Origin of the sequence: Paraburkholderia sp. CI2, from assembly GCF_014201055.1 — a bacterium.
Lineage (GTDB): Bacteria > Pseudomonadota > Gammaproteobacteria > Burkholderiales > Burkholderiaceae > Paraburkholderia > Paraburkholderia tuberum.
The window spans coordinates 248,962-271,030 of record NZ_JACHDL010000004.1 but is presented as its reverse complement, the minus strand read 5'-3'; the positions used below and the strand labels follow the sequence as shown (position 1 = coordinate 271,030).

At 60.7% G+C, this 22,069-nt stretch carries 17 protein-coding genes and 2 pseudogenes; 14 read left to right on the top strand and 5 right to left on the bottom strand.

The window, feature by feature from the left end:
- Positions 1 to 31: 31 nt before the first annotated feature.
- Together HDG32_RS08560 and HDG32_RS08555 are read left to right on the top strand one after the other, a co-directional pair.
- Complete coding sequence (locus HDG32_RS08560; RefSeq protein WP_184021339.1) at positions 32 to 811, top strand: ABC transporter ATP-binding protein; 780 nt, start codon at positions 32 to 34, stop codon at positions 809 to 811.
- A gap of 616 nt (positions 812 to 1,427) precedes the next feature.
- The gene (locus tag HDG32_RS08555; protein WP_184065502.1) at positions 1,428 to 2,585 is read left to right on the top strand and encodes a porin; all 1,158 of its coding nucleotides are present in this window, start codon (positions 1,428 to 1,430) and stop codon (positions 2,583 to 2,585) included.
- Between the two features lie 185 nt (positions 2,586 to 2,770).
- Here HDG32_RS08555 and glnK read toward each other — a convergent pair whose 3' ends face one another.
- Together glnK and HDG32_RS08545 are read right to left on the bottom strand one after the other, a co-directional pair.
- Entirely contained in the window at positions 2,771 to 3,109 is a 339-nt protein-coding gene (glnK, locus tag HDG32_RS08550; protein ID WP_013088783.1) for a P-II family nitrogen regulator, read from the bottom strand.
- A 102-nt stretch (positions 3,110 to 3,211) separates the two neighbouring features.
- The gene (locus tag HDG32_RS08545) at positions 3,212 to 4,924 is read right to left on the bottom strand and encodes an NAD+ synthase (RefSeq protein WP_184065499.1); all 1,713 of its coding nucleotides are present in this window, start codon (positions 4,922 to 4,924) and stop codon (positions 3,212 to 3,214) included.
- A 150-nt stretch (positions 4,925 to 5,074) separates the two neighbouring features.
- Here HDG32_RS08545 and HDG32_RS08540 point away from each other — a divergent pair, with 150 nt between their 5' ends.
- Together HDG32_RS08540 and HDG32_RS08535 are read left to right on the top strand one after the other, a co-directional pair.
- Positions 5,075 to 6,244: a GNAT family N-acetyltransferase gene (locus HDG32_RS08540; RefSeq protein WP_184065496.1), complete on the top strand. Its 1,170-nt coding sequence runs from the start codon at positions 5,075 to 5,077 to the stop codon at positions 6,242 to 6,244.
- A 10-nt stretch (positions 6,245 to 6,254) separates the two neighbouring features.
- Positions 6,255 to 6,572: a GIY-YIG nuclease family protein gene (locus tag HDG32_RS08535; protein ID WP_184065494.1), complete on the top strand. Its 318-nt coding sequence runs from the start codon at positions 6,255 to 6,257 to the stop codon at positions 6,570 to 6,572.
- 6 nt (positions 6,573 to 6,578) lie between these two features.
- Here HDG32_RS08535 and HDG32_RS08530 read toward each other — a convergent pair whose 3' ends face one another.
- Positions 6,579 to 8,675 carry an FUSC family protein gene (locus tag HDG32_RS08530; protein WP_184065491.1) on the bottom strand — a complete coding sequence of 699 codons (2,097 nt, stop codon included), beginning with the start codon at positions 8,673 to 8,675 and terminating at the stop codon, positions 6,579 to 6,581.
- A 528-nt stretch (positions 8,676 to 9,203) separates the two neighbouring features.
- On the opposite strand from HDG32_RS08530, the gene HDG32_RS08525 reads away from it, so the two are divergent.
- The 4 genes from HDG32_RS08525 (at position 9,204) to HDG32_RS08510 (ending at position 12,736) form a co-directional block, all read left to right on the top strand.
- Positions 9,204 to 9,701 (top strand): DUF305 domain-containing protein, encoded by a 498-nt coding sequence (locus HDG32_RS08525; protein WP_184065488.1) that lies wholly within the window; start codon positions 9,204 to 9,206, stop codon positions 9,699 to 9,701.
- Complete coding sequence (locus HDG32_RS08520) at positions 9,698 to 11,185, top strand: YncE family protein (RefSeq protein WP_184065485.1); 1,488 nt, start codon at positions 9,698 to 9,700, stop codon at positions 11,183 to 11,185. Before HDG32_RS08525 ends, HDG32_RS08520 begins: the two co-directional genes overlap by 4 nt.
- Before the next feature lie 220 nt (positions 11,186 to 11,405).
- Positions 11,406 to 11,738: a hypothetical protein gene (locus HDG32_RS08515; RefSeq protein ID WP_184065482.1), complete on the top strand. Its 333-nt coding sequence runs from the start codon at positions 11,406 to 11,408 to the stop codon at positions 11,736 to 11,738.
- Positions 11,739 to 12,112: 374 nt separating this feature from the next.
- Positions 12,113 to 12,736 carry a hypothetical protein gene (locus tag HDG32_RS08510; protein ID WP_184021291.1) on the top strand — a complete coding sequence of 208 codons (624 nt, stop codon included), beginning with the start codon at positions 12,113 to 12,115 and terminating at the stop codon, positions 12,734 to 12,736.
- A gap of 34 nt (positions 12,737 to 12,770) precedes the next feature.
- Here the strand turns inward: HDG32_RS08510 and HDG32_RS08505 are convergent.
- Positions 12,771 to 13,560: pseudogene (locus tag HDG32_RS08505) on the bottom strand (SOS response-associated peptidase family protein).
- Between the two features lie 159 nt (positions 13,561 to 13,719).
- Between HDG32_RS08505 and HDG32_RS08500 the strand changes: the two are divergent.
- On the top strand, positions 13,720 to 14,109 hold the full coding sequence (locus HDG32_RS08500) for a two-component system response regulator (protein WP_184065479.1): 390 nt from the start codon (positions 13,720 to 13,722) through the stop codon (positions 14,107 to 14,109).
- Positions 14,110 to 14,193: 84 nt separating this feature from the next.
- Here HDG32_RS08500 and HDG32_RS08495 read toward each other — a convergent pair.
- Positions 14,194 to 15,860 (bottom strand): annotated as a pseudogene (locus HDG32_RS08495) (OB-fold nucleic acid binding domain-containing protein); the annotation flags it as partial.
- A gap of 754 nt (positions 15,861 to 16,614) precedes the next feature.
- On the opposite strand from HDG32_RS08495, the gene HDG32_RS08490 reads away from it, so the two are divergent.
- From HDG32_RS08490 to HDG32_RS08470, 5 genes are all read left to right on the top strand, one after another.
- Complete coding sequence (locus HDG32_RS08490) at positions 16,615 to 17,034, top strand: hypothetical protein (protein ID WP_311539621.1); 420 nt, start codon at positions 16,615 to 16,617, stop codon at positions 17,032 to 17,034.
- Between the two features lie 1,377 nt (positions 17,035 to 18,411).
- On the top strand, positions 18,412 to 18,810 hold the full coding sequence (locus tag HDG32_RS36325; RefSeq protein ID WP_260336409.1) for a fasciclin domain-containing protein: 399 nt from the start codon (positions 18,412 to 18,414) through the stop codon (positions 18,808 to 18,810).
- A 1,028-nt stretch (positions 18,811 to 19,838) separates the two neighbouring features.
- Positions 19,839 to 20,723 carry an NAD(P)-dependent oxidoreductase gene (locus HDG32_RS08480; protein ID WP_184065476.1) on the top strand — a complete coding sequence of 295 codons (885 nt, stop codon included), beginning with the start codon at positions 19,839 to 19,841 and terminating at the stop codon, positions 20,721 to 20,723.
- Positions 20,724 to 20,800: 77 nt separating this feature from the next.
- Entirely contained in the window at positions 20,801 to 21,499 is a 699-nt protein-coding gene (locus HDG32_RS08475) for an SDR family NAD(P)-dependent oxidoreductase (protein WP_184065473.1), read from the top strand.
- Positions 21,500 to 21,567: 68 nt separating this feature from the next.
- Entirely contained in the window at positions 21,568 to 21,921 is a 354-nt protein-coding gene (locus tag HDG32_RS08470; RefSeq protein WP_311539620.1) for a DUF2442 domain-containing protein, read from the top strand.
- Positions 21,922 to 22,069: the final 148 nt, after the last annotated feature.

Genomic DNA, 22,069 nt, shown 5'->3' with positions numbered 1-22,069 from the left:
CCCTGGACAAGCAAGCTCGTTAAGGATCCTGATGAACTCCAAGAAGCAGAAGCTCTTCGTCGACGAGCTTCACAAAAAGTACGGCGACAACGAAGTCCTCAAGGGCGTGTCGCTGAAAGCCAATGCCGGCGACGTGATCAGCGTGATCGGTTCGTCCGGTTCGGGCAAGAGCACGATGCTCCGCTGCATCAACTTTCTCGAACAGCCGAACGCGGGGCGCATTTTCGTCGACGGCGAGGAAGTGCGCACGCAGACCGCCAGGGACGGCGCGTTGCGCGTGTCGGACCCGAAGCAGTTGCAGCGTGTGCGCACCAAGCTTTCGATGGTGTTCCAGCACTTCAACCTGTGGTCGCACATGAACGTGCTCGAGAACATCATCGAGGCGCCGGTGCATGTGCTCGGTCTGAAGCGCAAGGAAGCCGAGGACCGCGCGCGCGAATATCTGGAGAAGGTCGGTCTCGCGCCGCGTCTCGAGAAGCAGTATCCGTCGCATCTGTCGGGCGGCCAGCAGCAGCGTGTCGCGATTGCGCGGGCGCTGGCGATGCACCCCGACGTGATGCTGTTCGACGAGCCGACCTCCGCGCTCGACCCGGAGCTCGTCGGCGAGGTGCTGAAGGTAATGCAGAAGCTCGCCGAGGAGGGCCGCACGATGATCGTCGTCACGCACGAAATGGGCTTCGCGCGCAACGTGTCGAACCACGTGATGTTTCTGCACCAGGGCCGCGTCGAGGAAGAAGGCCATCCCGACGAAGTGTTCAGGAACACGAAGAGCGAACGTCTGAAGCAATTCCTGTCGGGCAGTCTCAAGTAATAAAATTACCCGCGACTTATGATGCGAATGGCATAGAAAATGTAGTCAATGTAGTTTTACAAGGCGCTTACGAGCGCCTTTTTCGTTTTCACCATGTCCTTCCGCCCGGCCATTCGAACGACGAAAAAGCGCCGAAAATCCCACAAAACGGGCCATTCAGACCGAGTTTTCGCCCTAACCTGCCGCTTTTGACTCGTCAATAGTGACAATCCTTAATACGACCCCTTCCAAGCCGCGATTCCCTTGCCGGACAAGGCTCTGCGCCTTTTCCCGAGGAACTCCTTCGGGTCCCAGCCCACATTCGTATTGCAATTTGGCGACACCCCCTGTTGGCGGTACTAATTTCTTCTCCCAGTTAAAGTTATTTTTGATAAATTGGTAACCAAAGTACCAAAACAAAGTTGATTAAAAGTAGTTTCACTTCAAAACACAGAGGAGAACCGGTCGGCGTGGGATCGGCATGACGCAAAGATAGCTCGACGCTACATGTCATGGCAGGAGAATCCCTATCCACCCGCCACTCTCCCCTGGTACCGCTTTCTGTTCGGTGCTTATCGCGTCCGAACACCACTCGCAGTACTGGGTTTCTTTTTTTTGACAGGGTATGGAGGAGAAGATGAAGAAAGCTTTGCTCGTCGCTGCGCTGATGTCGGCCGGCGTTGTTGCACACGCTCAGAGTAGCGTCACGCTGTATGGCCGTTTGGATGCAGGTCTCGAGTACATGTCCGGCGTCCCGACCGGCGCTAACGCCAACGGCGCGGCCAACACCAGCTCGAACCGCTTCAAGGCGGAAAGCGGCGACTGGGGCACCAGCCTGTGGGGCATGAAGGGTGTCGAGGACATTGGCGCCGGCAACAAGATCCTGTTCCAGTTGGAAGGCGCGTTCAACACGATGACGGGTGCAGGTCCTGGCGGCGGCGGTCTCTTCAATCGCTGGGCAACGGTCGGTATTTCGAACAACCAGTACGGTACGTTCACGATGGGCCGCATGCTCTTCATCTCGAACGGCGTGTGGGACTTCGACCCGTTCGGTCAGTCGAACTGGTCGTCGGCATCGCTGGTGCGTGGCCGCAACTGGCCGCAGTCGAGCAACAACTTCGCGTACCAATCGCCGAAGATCGCAGGCTTTGACTTCTACGGTCAGTACGCGCTGTCGAACGCGACGAGCTGGAACGGTAACGGCTCGACGCCGCAAGGTCGCGAAGCTGGCGCGCAGGTCACCTACACGACGGCGCTCTTCCAGGTCCGCGGTCTGTACGACGAAATCCGCAACCCGGCGAACGGCCAGTTGTGGGGTGGCCCGGTCGCCAACAACGGTATCAATACGGCTAACACGGCCAACGGCGTATTCGCGGCATCGCGCGAGTACTCGGCTCTGCTGAACGTGTTCCTCGGCCAGTTCAAGATTCAGGCCGCTTACCAGGCAGTCCGTTCGGCAGGCGCAACGGGCGTTATGCCCGGCCAGCCGACCACGCTCAATCACGAATGGGGCGGTGTGACGTGGCAGGCAACGCCGGCTGCAGCACTGATCGCGGCGGTCTACCACGTGAACGGCAACAACGGCGCGGGCAATGCGACGATCTACACGATCGGCGGTTCGTACAACCTGTCGAAGCGCACGCTGCTCGACCTGCAGGCAGCGACGGTGCGCAACAGCCGCAATGCTAACTTCGGTCTGAACGCGAACAATGCGGGCTTCGCCGCTGCAACGGACAACCCGCTGCAAGGCCGCCAGCAAAGCGGCGTGTACGCAGGTATCCAGCACTCGTTCTAAGCGAACGGTGCGCCCCGAGGGTCATATCCCTCGGGGTGTAACACGAATTTCTTCGAGAGAATCTTTTTCACGCTGCTGCGAGAGGCGCGTATCGGTGCAATATCCGCAAGGGTATTGCACCGTTTTTTATTCGGCGCACGGTTTTTGCCGTTGCGCGCACCGGGCCGGTGCGTGATTGCGTCGGCTTATACCGCTGCTTCGTTCTCTTCGCCGGTACGGATACGGATGACGCGCTCGACGTCCGCGACGAAGATCTTGCCGTCGCCGATCTTGCCGGTACGCGCCGCGCCGATGATCGCGTCGATGACCTGATCGCACTGGCTGTCCGCGACCACGACTTCGATCTTCACTTTCGGCAGAAAGTCGACCACGTATTCCGCACCACGATAGAGCTCGGTATGCCCTTTCTGGCGGCCGAACCCCTTGACCTCGGTAACGGTCAGGCCGGTGAGGCCGACTTCCGCGAGGGCCTCGCGCACTTCGTCGAGTTTGAACGGTTTGATGACTGCGGTGATGCGCTTCATGGCGAACCTCGTCTCTTGATGGGAAGAGTGGAAAGGAAAAGGATGATTTTTATTCTACGCCGCGCCGGATGCATTGCGGCATCCGCGCGCGGGTGTCGTCTTTCACTCCACCGGTTCGGTGTAGCGCGACGTGATCGGATAACGCCAGTCGCGGCCGAACGCGCGATGCGTGACGCGAATGCCGATCGGCGCCTGACGGCGCTTGTACTCGTTGATCTTGATCAGGCGCGTGACGCGCTTCACGTCGTCGACCTGATAACCCGCCGCGATGATCTCCGCGAGCGAACGGTCCTCCTCCATATACATGCGCATGATCGCGTCGAGTACTTCGTATTCGGGCAGGCTGTCCTGGTCGGTCTGGTTCTCGCGCAGCTCAGCGGACGGCGCGCGCGTCAGAATCCGCTCGGGAATCACGTCGCGCGTGGCAAACGTGGTGGCCGCGTTCCGATAGCGGCACAGCCGGTACACGAGCGTCTTCGCGATGTCCTTGATCACCGCGAAGCCGCCGGCCATGTCGCCGTACAGCGTGCAATAGCCGACCGCCATCTCGCTCTTGTTGCCGGTGGTCAGCACGATCGAGCCGAACTTGTTCGACAGCGCCATCAGCAGCGTGCCGCGAATGCGCGCCTGAATGTTCTCTTCGGTCGCATCTTCGGCGCGGCCCGCGAACTCCTCGGCGAGCGAGCCGCGGAATGCGTCGAACATCGGCGCGATCGCGATCTCGTCGTAACGCACGCCGACGCGGCGCGCCATCTCGGCGGCGTCGCTGGTCGAGATATCGGCCGTGTAGCGCGACGGCATCATCACCGCGCGTACCTTGTCGGCGCCGAGCGCATCGCATGCAACGGCCAGCACGAGCGCCGAATCGACGCCGCCCGACAGACCGATCAAAGCACCAGGAAAACCGTTCTTGCCGATGTAGTCGCGCACGCCCATCACGAGCGCCGCGTAGACCTGCGCTTCGATCGACTGCTCCGGCGCGATCGCGGCCGGCAGCGGCGTGCCAGCATCGAACTCCACGACAGCCGTGGCTTCCTCGAACTGCGCGAGCTTCGCGACGAGTTCGCCCCGCGCGTCGAGCACGAACGAACCGCCATCGAACACGAGTTCGTCCTGGCCGCCGACCATGTTCACGTAGACCATCGGAATACCGGTTTCGCGAATGCGCGCGCGCAGGATGTCGAAGCGCACCGCTTCCTTGTTCAGGTGGTACGGCGAGCCGTTCGGAATCAGCAGCACCTGCGCGCCCGCGGCCTTTGCCATCTGCGCGGCCGACGCATGCCACGCGTCCTCGCAGATCACGACACCGTACTTGACGCCGTCGAGTTCGAACACGAACGGCTGCGGGTCGGAGGCGAAGTAGCGTTTCTCGTCGAACACTTCGGTGTTCGGCAGATCCTGCTTGCGATAGGTGCCCTTCACTTCGCCGTCGACGATCAGCGACGCCGCATTGAACGTATCGACTGGCGGCACGCCGCGCTCGATCGGCGCGTTTGCATTACCATGGCCGTTCGCCGGGCGGTGCGCGAGGTTGTCCGACCCGTCGCGCAGCGGATGGCCGACGATCACATGCAGACCGGTGAACGGCTTCAACTGTGCGGCGAGATCGGCCAACGCGGCCGCGCTCGCGGTATAGAACGCGGGGCGCAGCAGCAGGTCTTCGGGCGGATAACCCGACAGAGCGAGTTCAGGCGCGACCAGCAGCTTCGCACCATCGCTGTGCGCGGCGCGCGCGGCGGCGACGATCTTCGCGACGTTGCCGGCGAAGTCGCCGACGGTGACATTGATTTGAGCAAGAGCGATTCGGGTCTTCATGGCAGGATCGACAGGCAAGCCTTCACGGCTCGCGGTACCGCGGCTCGATGGCTCGACGGGATTGAACAAACCGGATAAACGAACTCAACGAACGACGTGGCAGCTTCAGTTTCAGAGCGCCGCGCCGGTCATTGCATACAGTCACTCAGATTGAACCAGCAACGTATCGATTATCGCACGGGCATTCTGGCCTCGCCCTCCGAGGTGGACGCCGCCGAGTGGAACGCCCTCCTCGCCGCGCAGCCGCAGCCCACGCCGTTTTTGCGGCACGAGTTTCTGAGCGCGCTCAACGCGACGCAATGCGCGGTTCCCGACACCGGTTGGGCGCCGCAATTCGTCACGCTGACCGACGCGCGCACGGGCATGCTCGCGGCGGCGGCGCCCGTCTATCTGAAGGGACACTCGTACGGCGAGTACGTGTTCGACTGGGCCTGGGCCGACGCGTACAAGCGCAACGGCCTGCCCTATTACCCGAAGCTGCTGTGCGCGGTGCCCTTCACGCCGGTACAGGGCAGCCGGCTGCTGTCGGCGAACGAGCATGCGTTGCGCCATCTCGCGGCCACGTTGATGGCGTTCGCCGAGCAGGCCGAGGTGTCGTCGCTGCATGTGCTGTTTCCGACGCAGAGCGAAGCGGACGCGCTCACCGATATCGGCATGATGCAGCGCGAAGGCGTGCAGTTTCACTGGCTCAACGACGGCTATCGCGACTTCGAAGACTTTCTGTCGACGCTCGAACAGAAGAAGCGCAAGAACATCCGCGCCGAACGGCGCAAGGTGCACGAGGCCGGCATCACGATGCGACGGATCCGCGGCGCAGACATCGAGGATGCCGACTGGCGCTTCTTCAGCAAGTGCTATCGGCAAACCTATCGCGAGCATTTTTCGAGTCCGTATCTGAACCTCGATTTCTTCCGGATGATCGGCGCGTCGATGCCGGAGAATCTGCTGCTCGTGATCGCCGAATATGAAGGCAAGCCGATCGCGAGCTCGCTCGTCGTCTATCAGCGCGACGAGAAAACCGGCGGCACCTTGTATGGCCGCTACTGGGGCGCGCTCGAACACGTGCCGTGCCTGCACTTCGAAACCGCGTACTATCAGCCGCTCGAATTCTGCATCGAAGAAAAGCTCGGCGCATTCGAAGGCGGCGCGCAGGGCGAGCACAAGATGGCGCGCGGCTTTCTGCCCACGGTCACGCGCTCGACGCATTGGCTCGCGCATCCGGCGTTCGCCGATGCGGTCGGCCATTTTCTCGATAACGAAAAAAACAGCATCCACGCGTACGTGGACGAGCTGCGCGAACACAATCCGTTCAAAGGCTAGAAGCGCGGTTATGGCGTGGTTTCTCTATCTGCTCGAATGCTCGGACGGCAGCGTCTATACCGGCATCGCGACCGATGTCGCTGCTCGCTTCGAGAAACATCTGAGCGGCACGGGCGCGCGTTATACGCGCTCGCGCAAGCCGGTGCGGGTGCTGGCGTCGTTCGAGCTGGCGGACCGGTCGAGCGCGTCGAGCGCCGAGTATTGGGTCAAGCGGCTCACGGCGGCCGATAAACGGGCGCTGGCGGCCGGGGTGTTCACGCTGCAGTCGGTGTTGCCGGTTGCAGCGGTGAATGACGTCGCGGAAGACGGCGAGCGTTCCGACGGCTGAGTCGAGCTACCCCCTCGCCTCCCGCATCCTCTCCGTCAACAGCCGATGCACCCGCGCCAGCTCGCCCACCACATCTGCTTCCAGCGACGTCAACTGCTCGCGAGCGGGTAACTCGAGCCGCACCGGCCGTAACGTGCGATTCAGCGCGGCCTCGATCGCCGCGCTGATCGCCTCGACCCATTCGTCGAGTTCGCTATGCATGTCGCGACGGTTCGCGGTGAGGCGCAACTGCGTCGCGGTGCCGGCCATCCGTCGCAGCAGGCTCAGCACCGTCAGCGTGACGGTATCGGCCATCGAGTCCTCGAGCTTTTCGAGCCGCACGCGGCCGATCGCTTCTTCCGCGTTGTTGCTGGTGAGGCCCGCGGCGCGGCGCAATTGCTCGATCTCCTTGCCGCCATGCCGAGGCGCGTCGAGCGACGCGCGCAGATACGCGAGATTCGCGCGCACCGCGTCGCCGAGATAGACGCGCACATCGAGCTTCTCGCGCGTCGGCCATAGAAGGAACGTCGCGAGCAGCGCGAGCACGCAGCCGAGCACGTTGTTGCCGAGCCGCGTCAGCGCGAACGCCAACTCGTTGGCGCCCGGCGTCGCGAAGTCGGCGACCAGCACGAAGGTCGGCGTCAGGAACAGCACGAACAGGCTGTAACTGACGGGGCGCAGCGCCATCGTCGCCATCACCAGCGGGAACACCGCGAGCGAGATGCCGAGCGGCGAATGAATCGCATAGCCGATCGCCGCCGCGAGCACGCCGCCGACGATACTGCCCGTCGCGCGTTCGATGCTGCGCGGCCAGGTCGCGGCGATCGACGGCTGCAGGATCAGCAGCGTGGCCATCGTGGCCCAATAGCCGAACGGCAGACCGAGCGCGCGAATCACGACGAAGCCCGCCGTCGTCGTCACGCCGACACGCGCCGCATGGCGCAAGCCGACCGACTGCCACGACAGGTTGGCCTTCAGCGTCGACCACGCGCGCGCCGTATAACGCGCGACGCACGCGCTCCACGGCTCGACGTGCACCTCACGCGGCGCGAAATCGACGAGCTCGAAACCGGATTGCAGCTTCACCGGTTCGAGCAACGCGCTTTCGAGCCGATGCGCGAGACGCCGCAGACGCGCCTGCAGGTCCGCGAGACGTTCCCAGCGCGCGTCGCCGGTCGCGCTGCCGATGTCGCTGAGCACTTCGCCGATCGCATTGAGCGAGCGCACCGCGCGTTGCGTGCGGCGCGGATCGTCGGGCACTTTCGCGCCCGCGCCCGACACCGCGATCAGATACGCGAACAACGCTTCGCCATCGGTCAGCAAGCCGAGCAACGTGTCGTAGACGGCCGCCCCGCCCGCTTTCGAGGCGGGCACGTTCGCGAGCGCATCGCGCGAACGTTCGAGCGACGCGCGCGCATCGGCGCGAAAGCGCGCGGCATGCGTGGCCCATTCGCGCGGCGCGGCACGTCCGCCGACAAGCCGCGCGCTATCGAACGCGACATCGGCGAGGCGCAGATACACCGCGCGCAACGACGCGCGGCTCGCGCCGAATGGATGAATGCGCCACACCGTCAAGCTCAGCACGATCGCGAACAGGCAGCCGACCAGATAGACGCCGAGAAACGCGACACCCGCGCGCGCGTCGTGCATCGGCCGATCGACCATCACGACGCAGGCGGTCGCCGCGAGGATCGTCACCTGCGACGTGGCCGCGCCCCAGATGCGGCCGAACGCGCCGAGCGTCGTGAACGCGAGCACCGCGAGCGCGGCCCACGCGGCACCCGAGGCGGACGCGAACGCGGTCATGCCGCCGCACAGCGTCGACAGTAGCGCGAAGCTCATCATCGACATGAAGCGCGCGCGGTTCGAGCCGGCGGCATCGGCGAGGCAGGTCCAGAACGCGCCGATCGCCGCCCACGCAAATACCGGATCGTGCAGCACGTTGCCGAGCGCGAGCATCGCCGTCGACGCGCATGCCGCCCTCAAGCCCTCCGACAGATTCGCCTCGCTCGCCGCGAACGACACCATCCAGACCGGCCGCTTGCGATAGATCGCGGTGACGACCGAATGCAGCCGGGTCGACCAGCGCGGCGATGTCGAATGGGACTTGCTGCGGTTCATCATCCGGACCGTGGTTCTTGAAGTGATGGAAACGCGCGTTGATGCCGTGAGTTCGCGCGCGAGGTCGTGCGGCGAATGATAAGGGTTTACACCTAAATATAAAAATGCGTTCCGTTCATCGGAGCGATGCGTTCAGGTTATGCGCGCGAGACGAAGCGTGCGAGACGAAGATTGCGGCGCTTTTTGCACGGTAGTCGAATGCCGCGCAAATCAGATGAGAAAACCGCGCGGTCCTTGCGGACTCGCGCGGTTTTCGTACTGCATGCAGCAAGCGGATGAACGGCGGCGCGCTTAGTAGCGCTCCGCGGCTAGAAGATCGCGAAAGATTCTCACAAGATATTGATTTCATTGTCATTCCGCGCCCATTATAGGTGTTCGCCCCCGTCGCCAATCTTACGTTTTTCACTGCGACGCGCTTTTGACGGTCGACTGTATTCAGTCTGCCGTTGCCCGCGAAGCGCTGCCAAGGTCTCGCCTGTGTGCCTCCGGCCTGCCGAGAGACTGCAATCCAAAAGAGAAAAGGGAACCTGTATGCGCATCCCAATCCGTCTGTCTGGACCACTGGTACTGTCGGTAGCCGTCGCGCTTTCCATATCGGGACTTGGCGCACCGCCTGCATCCGCTGCTGGTGCACAGGGCACAAACTCAAACGAAGCGCCCTTCCTGCATGAAAACGATGCGGCAATGACGAAGATGATGACAGACATGTCCATCAAGCCGACTGGCGATGTCGACCGGGACTTCGTCGCCATGATGGTGCCTCATCATCAGGGAGCCATCGACATGGCGCAGGCCGAATTACGCTATGGAGATAACGAGCAATTGCGTCGTCTCGCCCAGGAAATCGTCGTCGAGCAACAGCAGGAAATCGTTGCCATGCGCCTCGCCCTCGGGCAGCCCCTGCCCCCTTCGGCACCCGCTCCAGACCAGCAGCAGCGCGTCCCGTCATCCGCAGACCACACACAATCGATGTCCAACCATGGCAGGCAGATGAACATGCCGAATCACACGCAACAGGAGCCCAAATGAAACGCACGCCGCTTCTCACCACCGCCCTGACCACAGCGGCACTGACTGCAGCGCAGTTCGCGTGGGCCGGACAGGTACCCGGTTCGTCGTCCGACCCAGACATTGCCGTGAGTCACCGCGACCGGGTCTATGCGGCCGAGCAATTCTCGAATACCGTCTCCGTCGTTGACCCGGCGGACAACAAGATGGTCGGGCTGATTCGTCTGGGCGACCCATCGCCGGGCAACTTCAGCCCATTGTACAAAGGCCAGTTGCTGGTGCACGGCATGGGTTTTTCGCCCGACCACCGGACAATTGCAGTCGTATCCATCGGCTCGAACTCGGTCTCGTTCATCGATACTCAGACGAATGCGGTCAAGCATGTTACGTACGTGGGCCGGTCGCCTCACGAGGCCTTCTTTACACCCGACGGGAAGGAGGTCTGGGTGACCGTGCGCGGTGAAAACTATGTTTCCGTGCTGGACGGTACAACCTTTGAAGAAAAGACCCGGATTACTGTGCCGGCCGGCCCGGGCATGCAAATCTTCTCGCCGGATGGAAAGTATGGCTACGTGTGCTCTTCGTTCAATCCCGAGACGAAGGTCATTTCGGTCGCCGACCACAAGATTGTCGGCACGGTGAAGCAGGCGAGCCCGTTCTGCCCGAACATCGCTGCGACCCCGGACGGCAAGCAGGTGTGGTTCACGCTCAAGGATGTGGGCAAGACTCAGGTCTTCGACGCGCGGCCGCCATTCGAACTTATCAAAACGCTCGACACGGGCCCGATTACAAATCACGTGAACATCGTGCATAACACCAACGGTACGTTCGCCTATGTGACCGTTGGAGGCCTGAATCAGCTCAAGGTGTTCCGGACCAACGACTTCTCGCAGATCGCGACAATTCCTGTCGGCAGTCTGCCGCATGGTCTATGGCCGTCCGGTGACGGCAGCCGCATCTACGTCGGCCTTGAAAACGCAGACGCGATGACCGCCATCGACACGCTGACAAACAAGGTCATTGCGACCGTACCCATTGGACAGGCGCCGCAGGCCGTAGCCTACGTACCGAATGCGGTCCCGGAAGGAGACGGCACGCAAAACACGCAGCCGCTCGGACTCGCCGGGCAGAGCATTCACCTGGTGCTGGTCCCCGTGGGGTCGGGCAAGCCGGCCGATGCCAGTAGTGCCCCCACGACTGTGGCGTTGTTTGACCAGGGTCTCCTGCAGGTCCTTCAGGCGGCCGTCACCGGTCTGCAACCGAAGCAGCCGTATGTACTGTGCCTTGCAGACAATCCTGACGGCAGCGGCAAGGTAGAGGCGCTAGCGAACTTCATGACCAATCCGGCCGGCTCGGCGATTGTGAATGCGCTTGGTCAGATTCGCCAGTTGGTCACGCCAGGTATGGAGCCTACTGGCGACAGGCACCGCTACCTTATGATTGCGCCGCAAGTTTCGGGCAAGCCCGGCGCCCCCGTACAGGTGCAGGCACTGAACGCGTCGTAGGCAAGTCTCGATGTCGACGTCACCAGCTCCGACGCAGACCGGACCAGGCAATCAAATGAGTGAGCCAACGAGCAAAATTAGACCGCCCACGGCGCGCGTGAGGTGTGGAATGCACGTCACCTTACGGGGTAGTACGATATTCGTTCTTCCTTTTCCCCTCCCGCCAGGCGTGAAGCGTCACGCCGCGCTGGCGTGACCCTTCCGGACGCAGGAGGCCCGCATGCGCGTACTGATAGTCGGCGCAACCGGAGCGCTCGGCAACGCGAACGCGCGCCTGCTCTCGTCCGAACTCCAGGTCATTGGCGCAAGCCGCAATGGCTCGGACCTGTCCGTGGGCCTCGCTGACAAAGCGTCCATCGTGTCCATGTACCAGAAACCTGGAACCGTGGACGCCGTGATTTGCGCCGCAGGTACGGCAAAGTTCGCGCCGCTCGAATCTCTCTCGGATGAAGACTTCGCGTTGAGTCTGGGCAACAAGCACGAGAAGAGGCGCAAAATCGCGCGGGATTTAACGCACTCGAGTTCGCCATGGAATCATTGCGGCAGGTTCTGAACAGCATGCGCTCTCTCGCCAGAAGGCGATATCTGTGGTCTCGTGTGAGAGCCGCCTATCTGATAGTCGCTGTTGCACTCGCCGCCTCAAGCCTCTCACAACCCTCTACAGCACAACTTCCTCCGAAGCCGACATCGACTGCATCAGCAAAGCAGCCCTCCTCACAGCCTCCGGCAGCGCAAGCCGCGTCAAGTCTCGCTGCTAGTTCAGCAAGCTCTGCCCCGCCTCAGGTCGGAACATCGGCAGCCGCCACAACCAGTGGCTCGGCTGCAAGCACACCAAGCCCCCATAGTAATCCTGCTGCCAGCGGTTCGTCCCCAGCCAGTACCCCTCCGGTGGTGGAAGAGGAACAGTTGGGGAAAAGATATGGGTGGATGGTCGCCAGTGCGCTCGCGCTCCTGTCACTCCTGGTATCAGTGTTCGCGGTCTTGCTCTCCATTCTGACCGTTTGGCGCAACTGGAGCATTGCACGCGTGAATATCGTCGCGAACTGCCACAAGACTTATGGAGACATTTTCAGCGAACTGTTCGAGCTTCGCGAAGCGTACGGACTTCAAGGCCCTGTCCAAGCCGCCCAAGCCGCAAACCAACCTCCTCTGATGCCCTTGCCTGTCATCAAAAGTCGGGCGCACAGCCTGTTCATAAAGCTGTGGAATCTTCAGCACGAGCAGTATCTGTACTTTCGCGAGGGACTTATTCCTCAAGCAATATTCGAGAGCTGGGTGACGTATCGCTACGCCGATTACCATGGCAACGACTACGACTTCGATGGAGTCAACTACAAATGGACATGGGACACGCGAAAGAACGAGTTTGGCAACCAGAGCGACTTCGTGCGATTCATGGACCTTGCGATGGATACCGCAGGGGTTCACGCCAACGCCCCGGATGCACCGGCACAGGCGCGGACCCAAGCAATGCAGTTATACATTCAATCAACCGAGAGGAGCAACCTGAAGCGGCATTGGGAGCGCATCGTCGACTTCTATAATCACTAAGCCGCCAGTCCTGCCGTCAAATCAGGCGTCTTCCCTATGCAGCCAGCCGGTGCTCGTAGTACGGCCGGTCCCTGTCACCAGGTATCGCGTACAGTGCCGCCAGGTCTGACGCATCCGGGTTCAACCACGCATCGACGTTTTCAGGCTTGATAGGTACGATGCATCGGTCGTGTCCTGCCGCCGCGACCTCTGGCGGCGGCTCATCCGTAATTGCCGCAAACGACAGCAAGTCCGGCTCACCCGGGGCGCTCCATCGAGACCAGAGGCAGGCGACCAGCATCAGTTGGCCATTGCTCGCACGAAATTCCAGAACAACATTCTCATCTCGCTCATGAGTCTCCAGTAACGTTCCCTCGAACTTCGCCTTGCTCACATTCTCGTAGAACACTTCGACAAGCAAGACGCCATGCGTGCGTCCAAAGCATGGTGCCCAGAAACCTTCGAGACTATCCCGGCGCGCATTGTAAGTTCCAGGGTATTTGACATCGTAGAAGGCGGGTTTTCCGGCAATGCGACATTGATAACGCATCGGTTGCTGCTTTAGTTATCTTTGTCTGCAGTGACCGTTCCGCATCCGCTAGGCGCTTGCGCTGTTTAAACAGGTCCTGTTCGAGCTTCGTTGCCTGTCCGGCATTGAACTGGCTGATGAGAGCGTTGATTCCGCGCTCCGCTTCATTCTGTGGTTCGGCAAAAGCGTCTTCCATTGCCTTCGGTATTTTCGCCTTGCTGATGCCCTCGGCGCGCTCGAAAAACAGACGCGCGAACTCGTGTATGTCCATCAGTGCGCCAAAGGTGCGCACAAATTTCCGGTAGTCCGCCTGGATTTGAGCCTAGTAGCACATCGATCTCCGTTTCATGCTCCCATGATACGCACTCTCTCGAACGACGCGACCGCGACGAATATGCGGCGTCGATGAATGGCCCCGTGAACTTTGGCCTGCATCAAGCTGCCAAAGAACGTGGGGCCACTCGGACATTTGTGTATGGCAAGCGTACTGCTGGTAGACGATGATGCGGAGGCTTTGGCCGCGTGGGGCGCCTGTTGCGCCGCTGACGGATTTGAAGTAAGAAGCGCGAGCGACGGCCAGGCGGCATTGAAGATGTTCATCGAATGCCCTGTCGACATAGTGGTTGCCGACTGGCGCATGCCGGTGATGTCGGGAAGCGAGCTCTGTCACCGTTTGCGAACACGTCCCGGATTAGCTGACGTCACATTCATTCTGGTTTCGGGGGAGCCCAGCCCACCAGCCTTCGTAAGCTACGACGGCTTTCTCTGCAAGCCTGTAGATGGGCAAATTTTACTGACCACAATGCGTCGCTTGCTGGCGGACCACGTAACCCATCGAGAGCAACAGCGCGGCAAGCCAACCTAGTCGAAAAGCCGCCTCTTGTGCTGACGAGGCCAATCGAAATATGGCTGTTGAAAGGAAATGCCGCTTCCAGGGGCAAATGGCAAGTCAGCAAAAATTTCTGCTCGCAGTAGTCAGGCCACCAAGCAGATGAGACATATCGATAACGCGCTGCGCGACCCGATGTCGAACCTCTCCCTGGCATTGCCATGTTCCGTACACGGCAAGTAGCGATGCGCCGAGCGCTTCCTTTCTCTGCTTTTCGAGCAGGCTCGGCCACACGATTACATTCATGTTGCCGGTCTCGTCTTCAAGCGTCACAAACATGACCCCCTTCGCAGTGCCCGGCCGTTGCCGTACTGTAACAAGTCCGCACCCACGAGCCAGGCGCCCGTCGCGATAGGTGCGCAGCGTCGACGCTGGCATCAGCCGATTTGCGAGCAGTTGCGGCCGCAGCAGCTCGAGCGGATGTCGACCTAGTGTGAGACCGACCGATAGTCCACGACGATGTCGTGCGCCTCCGTCGGCGCGCCCAGTTCAGGAGTCTCGTCCTCGATGGCCGCTATCGCAAGCATGTCTTTGTCCGGCACAGCGGCGACAGATTGCCAAAGCGCTTCGCGACGATTGCCGGCAACGGATGCCAAGGCATTAGCATCGGCAAGGACATGCAGGTCTTTGCGGTCAAGCTGCGCTCTGCGGGCAAGGTCAGCGACGGTTTCGAACAGACGCACGGCTCTGGCATTTTCAATCCGCTCTGCGGCGCCGTCCTTCATGCCGCGCAGGAGCGACATGCCGAGTCGGACAGCCGGGCGGTCGTTGTCTGCCAGCCTCACCAGAGCAGAGTCCCAGCCGCTGACAGCAACGTCAACTGGCAGCACGTTCACGCCATGGCGTTGTGCGTCCTGCACAAGCTGCGACGGCGAATAGAATCCCATCGGCCGGCTGTTGAGCATGGCAGCAAGGAACGCTTCTGGTTCATGGCACTTCAGCCAGCTACTCGCGTATACGAGCAACGCGAAGCTGGCCGCATGACTTTCGGGGAAGCCGTATTCACCAAAGCCTTTGATTTGCTCAAAAATACCATCGGCGAAACCTTGGTCATAGCCCCGCTCCAACATACCATTCACAATGCGGTCGTAGTATTTTTCAAGACCGCCTTTGCGCTTCCATGCGGCCATGGCACGTCGCAATGCATCGGCCTCGCCGGCAGTGAATCCCGCGGCGAGTATGGCAACTTGCATCACCTGTTCCTGAAAAATGGGCACGCCGAGCGTACGACCCAGCGCCGTTTTCAGTGCATCACTCGGGTATGAGACCGGCTCGAATCCCTGTCGACGCTGCAGATATGGATGGACCGCACCACCTTGAATTGGCCCCGGCCGGACAATGGCGACCTCGATAACCAGGTCGTAAAACGTCCGTGGTTGCATGCGCGGCAACATCGACATCTGGGCACGAGATTCAATCTGGAAAACGCCGACTGTGTCCGCAGCGGAAATCATCTCGTACGCTTTCGGGTCCTCTGCGGGGATGTCCTGCATTTCAAAGCGTTCGCCGCGCTGTTCGGAAACGAGGTCGAGCGTGCGGCGAATAGCTGAGAGCATGCCGAGCGCAAGGACATCTATCTTAAGCAGACCCAATGACTCAAGGTCGTCTTTGTCCCACTCAATTACGCTGCGGTCTGCCATCGCCGCGTTTTCAACCGGCACAAGACGCGTAAGCGTTCCGCGGCTAATAACGAAGCCACCGGAGTGCTGTGACAGATGGCGAGGAAAGCCGCCGAATTTTCATTAGTGTGTAAATGTGTTGCGCGAGTTAGCCCGGGCTGGGCACGAGACCCTCGGGTCGTTCCGTACAACTGAACCGCAACAGCCGACTTCGATACAGCAGCGCAGACGAGCGCAATTCGCTGCCCGATACCGGACCAGGCATCGAGACGCCGACGCGCACGCTTCTGGTGGTCGGAGACATACGCGGCCTGCGAGCGGCAGCCGTTCGCGAGGTCTTGTACGACTTCGGCGCGGTTGCAGTCAAGGACCCTACCGGTCACTGGCGCTTCTCACCTTATCGCAAGGTCTGCCGCAGCCAGGAGTAGAAGGCGGTAGCGGCGCGAGGGCGAAACTTGCAGTTCCTCGCGCCCGATGCAGCGCCCATAAGTTGGCTCAGCCGCCGCGCTTCGCCGATATAACACTGCGGCCCTGCTTTGTGCGCAGCCCGGCCGGACGAACCGGATTCTGGCGCGCGACCCAAGTGCCTTGGGGCAACTGTACCTCCAGCAGACGTTTCCTTAATCCTGACGCTGCCAGATACGACAAGCGCCGCAAAAATGGGCCTGTCGTGTGCGGACCATCGCTTCTCCCGGCATTTGCGCGTCGCTTGCCCCTCAAGGGCCAGACTGTATCAAGGACGCAATGAATGGAGGTAAGGCAATGGACGACCGATTTGATAGACGGGAACTGCTGCTTCATCTCGGGGACATTCTCGAAGCGTTGAACTGTTTAGCCAGGACAAGTCGGCGCGAACGCGCCGGTGACGCAGCTTGCGCAGGAAGAGGATTCGTTGCAGGACTTCGAGTTCCTCCGGGCGCTTGCGCCCAAGATGAAGGGGGTCGAGTTTAGTGCACGCATCGCCAGCGCGTTCTTCCTGTGGCCAAAGGAGCTGTTTGATACTGAGCCCAACCGCAATGCGCTTGCGTCAACCGTTCAGCAGGACCTTTTTGAGGGCAACCATGACGGTTGGAAGGCGTACGCCGCTCACGTCCAGAAGAAGGAGAAGTGGTTCGTGACTGGGCTTCCCGGGGTGAGGAAGGAGGCGGGGGCCGAATCGTTGCACGATGCAGTGGAGGAAGCGGGTCCGGTCGAGGCATCGGTCACGGCCGCGCCGCCCGTTCAGGGGGATGCGCATAAGAAAAGCGGTTGGCCCTGGGCCGAGTCGAGGTCTACGTCATGACGCATGCAATTCGTGGCGTCTATTCCGAACTCAAGGCGCCCCGGCGCTCAAACTCTCGTAGTGACCTCCATTCCGCTCGCTCTTGAAGCCGGCGCGCGTTTCGCATGTCGAGGCGCCTCCCCTATCAGGACGCGCCCGACCCTTAAAGAGTGAAAGGGAACCCGGTAAGCCCGACCAAGGATGTCGTTCCCCCTCGCGACGCGGCACCCAGCGCTTTCCGTTCCTGGCCCGCCCACCGTCAGTCCGTTGTTTAGCTCCCTCCGAAAAAAACGTTGCATTGTGGGTCTACCCTGCACGGCCTGGCATGTTTTACGCCGCTTTGTACCTTCGTGTCGGGCATACCGCCATATGCCTCCATCCCCGCACTGGGGTCGGTGGCTTGAGTCGCGGCGTTTTCCTGTGGGGCGGGTTGAGGGACTTGGGGCGCGCCTTGCGAATGCGCAAACCCGGCCATGACAAACAACCCGGCAGCAGAAGCGACCATCAGTGATGATTTCACGTTGGCTCCTTTAATCTACGTTGAGTTTTCCACGCATGAGATTCGCTATTCGCGTGCTCCGAACTCGAAATCCACACGGGAATTTCGGAGGTGCGAAGCCCACTTCGGGCATGCGTGGCTAGCTGCCCTGAAAGATATCGCAGGACAGGCCCACCGTGCACGCGGCACCGTTTCTGGCTTTGCCGCTGCCGCTGCTTCCGCCGGGCTGCGGTCCGTATCCCAGGTCAGGGGTGCGGTCCATAGTCGTGGCCGGCTGGGCAGTTGTCATGGGCTGCTGGGCAGACGACGGGTCAGTTGTGCCCGACGGTTGCATTTGCTGCGAGTGGGCGGCGCCGGTCGCAGCGAGCAGGGATACTGCACTGACTACAGCTAAAAGTTGCACTTTCATCTCGTCACCTCTTTTTCGTCAACGGGTTGCGAATAGCACGACCCCGGAATAACAAGGGGATTGGCATCCCCACGAGCGCGCGATGCTTGCATAAGACCTTTTCTCGCGCCTTGCTGATTCTTGCTTTCGCTCCACCAAATGCCATACAGCGTCGTCTCCGACGCCATTTAGCCGAGCAAATGCGAAGTTGGCTTGTTGCACCGTTTGTGCACAAAGCCGGACTTATCCGATGACTACCTGGGTAATGACGCGAGGCTGGTACCGGGCGGGGCAGAAGTATGCGCAATGAGTGCGCCGGTGACAGGACGTTGTACGCCCATTGACCAATAAGACCGCTGCTGCGTTTATGTTATAGAACGCCAAGGTCGTGATTGACAGCGGAATTGACAATCGGCAAGTCAGGGGCGACAGTCGCGCCTGGTCGCTCGCACTGCCATCGGAAGCAGCGACACACCTGCCCCCCCCATCCAGCTACCCGAGGCCCCCGTATATGCAGTCAACGCAGCGCAATCCGGCGTCGCGTCATGAGGAAACCTCTCATGAAACACACCGCTTTTCTCGTTGCTGCCGCGTTGTCAGCCGCAGGGTCCGGGTTTTCGCGGCTAGCGATACCGTCACGGTGGACGGTCCGGCGACGTATCCCGTCGAAGACATTGTGGACATCGCGATGAATTCGACGGACCACACCACGCCCGTCGTCGCAGTTAAGGCGGTAGGCCTCGTGGGTACGCAGAAGCGTGTTGCGCGCTTTATCGTTTTCGCACCAACCAATGAAGCATTTGCAGCATTGCCGCCGGCCACGGTCGACAGCCTCATCAAACCAGAAAACAAGCCGATGCTGACCTGTATCCTTTCCTGTCACGTTATCCCGGGGCGTTACGATTTTTAGAAGCTCGACCAGCCCATCAGGGAAGGTGACGGGAAGGTGGAACTTAAAACCGTGAACGGCGAGACGCTCACGTCCCCGGACGGACCACACAACATCGTGCTATTGGACGCTGCGGGGGCACACGGCAGACATCTCGGCCTACGACGTCATTCAGAGTAACGGCGTAGTCATGATGGTCGACAAGATACCGATGCCGAAGTAGCAGGACCGGCGCGCACGGTCAAATGTTCGAATCCAGCTTGGCTCTGTCATTTTCGGCGCCGAACCACGACTTACCTGCATGCCTGGCGTCCGGATAAGGCAAATGTCTGCCCTGTTCTGGCCCGAGCGGCTGCTTGCGCTTCGCCGCTGCGCAATCAGTCATCCAACGGTCAGGCGTTAGCGGTGCATGAAACTTCGACGCTGCTACAGCACGCGCCGAAATCGCAGGAGAAATGTGATGGAAAAGACAACGCGGAAAGTCGTGCTGGCGTGCGTCGCTGTCGTCTCGCTCTGCGCCTCGAGCGCGACGTTTGCGCAGGGTGGAGGGAATGGGAACGGTGGAAGTGGGGGCGGCGGTGCTCACGGTGCCGCAACAGCAGGGATGACATACCACAGCGAGCCTGTCTCGAGCCCGTGGAACGCGAGACCGGGCAAAATGACAAAGAACACTGGCTCGACCGATACAGGCATGCACAGTATGTCGCCGGACGACGATGTTATGCCGGTAAAAACAGGGCAGTAGTGCCCGCTGCCAATAAAAGGCTGGCGCGTTTCATACAGTTCTCCTGTCCCGCTTACTGCTGGCGGGTACATGACAAAAGGGAGCGGCTGGGGCTGTACGGGTGGCTCGCCGGACCAGGTAAAGCCGAAACGCGCATTCTGGCCGGCAGCCCCCCGCCGGTCATGTCGGCTTTCACGATGAATACGACGCCGTCAGAAAGTCGTCGGCGACAACGTACGCCATCCCCTTCACGAGTAACGGCTACATCGGCAACGGCGTAATGACGGCAGCAGCGTATGCTACAGGGAGTGTTCAGGAGACAACCATGACCCTTGCCGGCAAGACCATATTCATGTCTGGTGGCAGTCGCGGCATCGGACTCGCCATTGCACTCAGAGCCGCACGTGACGGAGCCAATATCGTGATTGCGGCGAAGACCGGCGACCCGGACCCGCGTCTCGAGGGCACGATTTATACGGCAGCGGCGGCTGTTGAAGCTGCTGGCGGCAGGGCGCTCCCGCTTGTTGTGGATATTCGCGACGAAGAACGCGTGAAAGCCGCGGTTGCCGAGACCGTTGAGATGTTCGGTGGCATCGATATCCTCGTGAACAATGCCAGCGCCATTCGACTGACTGGCACGCTAGACACACCCGTCAAACGGTACGACCTGATGCATGGGGTCAATGGCAGAGGCACGTTCGTGTGCGCGCAAGCGTGCCTGCCGCATCTCCTCAATTCGCCGAACCCGCACATCCTCACGCTGTCACCTCCGTTGGTCCACGACGCAAAATGGTTTAGCGACTTTGCGGCATACACCATTGCAAAATACACGATGAGCCTGTTCACCTTAGCGCTTGCCGGGGAGTTCAAAGACCGAGGTGTCGCAGTCAATTCGCTGTGGCCTCGAACAGCTATCGCGACCGCGGCTGTGCGAAATGAGATTGGTGGTAAGGACATGATTGCAGCGTGTCGCAAGCCTGAGATAGTTGCCGACGCGGCCCACTATATCCTGACGCGCCAAGCCAGGGAGTGTTCGGGAAACTTCTTCCTCGACGACGAGGTTCTTCTGGCAGCCGGTGTGCGCGACTTTGCACAGTACGACGTGCAGGCTGGGGCTGCATTGCAAGCAGATTTCTTTGTGGATGCCCTGCCGGGCATGTTGCCGGCGGACAATATGACGAAGCGTCCACCCCGCGATCCACTCCGCTAAAAAGTTAGGGTGTGCGGAAACGGACTGACGGCACGGCATACGTAGCTACTCAAGTCCCTGTTGAAGCAGGAGGAACCATGAGTCGAATTGAGACCGCTTTGATTGTGGGTGCGGGAAAGGGATTGAGTGCCTCCCTCGCGCGACTGTTTGCGGCCGAGGGTATGCAGGTTGCACTCGCTGCCCGCGACACCAGCAAGCTGACACACCTCGTCGACGAGACCGGCGCTCTCGCCTTGAGTTGCGACGCCAGTCGAGCGGACGAGGTCAAGGCACTCTTTGACCACGTAGAAGACGCATTCGGCGCTCCTGACCTCGTTGTTTACAACGCGAGTGGCCGCTATCGCGCGGCTGTCGAAGATGTCGAGGCGGAGAAACTTGAGGATGCCTTCAAAGTGACCGCCTTCGGTGGCTTTCTCGTCGCCCAAGCAGCGGCTGTTCGAATGCTGGCACGCGGCAACGGCACCATCCTCCTGACCGGCGCTACGGCGAGCGTAAAAGGTCTACCCGGTTCGACGCCATTTGCAATGGGCAAGTTCGCCTTGCGAGGGATGGCCCAATGCATGGCGCGAGAGCTCGCACCGAAAAATATTCATGTGGCGCATTTTGTCATCGACGGCGGCATCGCCAGTGGTCGGGCGCAACCGGATGACGGCAGCACTGACGACAAATGGCTGGACCCAGACGTCATAGCCAGCGAATATCTGCACGTTCATCGTCAGCACCGCAGTGCGTGGACATGGGAAGTCGAACTGCGGCCCTGGGTCGAGGAGTTTTAGGGCATACATCCTCGCCGAATGGGGAGTGGACGCAGCCGCGGTGAGATTCGGTATCGGGCGCTTCGTCCGTGGCTGGTCGTGTCATTGAGCGACACTCACTTCACATTAGGGAGCGTAAATTGTTGCCACATCTCATTGTGATAACGTTCGCCGAGAACGCCTTCACCGTCGAATCGACCGACGGTCGGCAGTTGAATGTGCCACTGGATATTTCACCGAAACTGCCGGCAGCCGTGCCAGAACAGCGTCCTGCGATGAGCCTCACGCCGAGCGGACTACACTGGGACGAACTTGACGAGGACCTCGGGGTTGCTGCGCGAATCCGGGCGCATGCTGTCGCTCGAAGATGCGGCAAACGAGCCCTCAGTGATGAGCGGGAGAGGGCAAGTTCTATCCCAAAACAGTTCTACGCGAGCGGCTAAAGTCAGTCGGTCGGGTGATTAAGGTCGACCCAGAGGACATTTAGCGGCGGTCCCGCCGTAACCACCCTGCACACAATAGCCGCCACGTCGAACCCGGCGCAACCGATTGATTTCACAAAGTCTCCAGTCCTAAACGGAAGATGCGGCA

Excerpts from the sequence above, each read along its gene's own strand:
- HDG32_RS08555 (WP_184065502.1), top strand. The coding sequence starts at position 1,428 with ATGAAGAAAGCTTTGCTCGTCGCTGCGCTGATGTCGGCCGGCGTTGTT.
- HDG32_RS08545 (WP_184065499.1), bottom strand. The coding sequence starts at position 4,924 with ATGAAGACCCGAATCGCTCTTGCTCAAATCAATGTCACCGTCGGCGAC.
- HDG32_RS08480 (WP_184065476.1), top strand. The coding sequence starts at position 19,839 with ATGACCCTTGCCGGCAAGACCATATTCATGTCTGGTGGCAGTCGCGGC.
- HDG32_RS08530 (WP_184065491.1), bottom strand. The coding sequence starts at position 8,675 with ATGATGAACCGCAGCAAGTCCCATTCGACATCGCCGCGCTGGTCGACC.
- HDG32_RS08535 (WP_184065494.1), top strand. The coding sequence starts at position 6,255 with ATGGCGTGGTTTCTCTATCTGCTCGAATGCTCGGACGGCAGCGTCTAT.
- HDG32_RS08560 (WP_184021339.1), top strand. The coding sequence starts at position 32 with ATGAACTCCAAGAAGCAGAAGCTCTTCGTCGACGAGCTTCACAAAAAG.
- HDG32_RS08515 (WP_184065482.1), top strand. The coding sequence starts at position 11,406 with ATGCGCGTACTGATAGTCGGCGCAACCGGAGCGCTCGGCAACGCGAAC.
- HDG32_RS36325 (WP_260336409.1), top strand. The coding sequence starts at position 18,412 with ATGCAGTCAACGCAGCGCAATCCGGCGTCGCGTCATGAGGAAACCTCT.
- HDG32_RS08475 (WP_184065473.1), top strand. The coding sequence starts at position 20,801 with ATGAGTCGAATTGAGACCGCTTTGATTGTGGGTGCGGGAAAGGGATTG.
- HDG32_RS08520 (WP_184065485.1), top strand. The coding sequence starts at position 9,698 with ATGAAACGCACGCCGCTTCTCACCACCGCCCTGACCACAGCGGCACTG.
- HDG32_RS08510 (WP_184021291.1), top strand. The coding sequence starts at position 12,113 with ATGGTCGCCAGTGCGCTCGCGCTCCTGTCACTCCTGGTATCAGTGTTC.
- HDG32_RS08525 (WP_184065488.1), top strand. The coding sequence starts at position 9,204 with ATGCGCATCCCAATCCGTCTGTCTGGACCACTGGTACTGTCGGTAGCC.
- glnK (WP_013088783.1), bottom strand. The coding sequence starts at position 3,109 with ATGAAGCGCATCACCGCAGTCATCAAACCGTTCAAACTCGACGAAGTG.
- HDG32_RS08500 (WP_184065479.1), top strand. The coding sequence starts at position 13,720 with ATGGCAAGCGTACTGCTGGTAGACGATGATGCGGAGGCTTTGGCCGCG.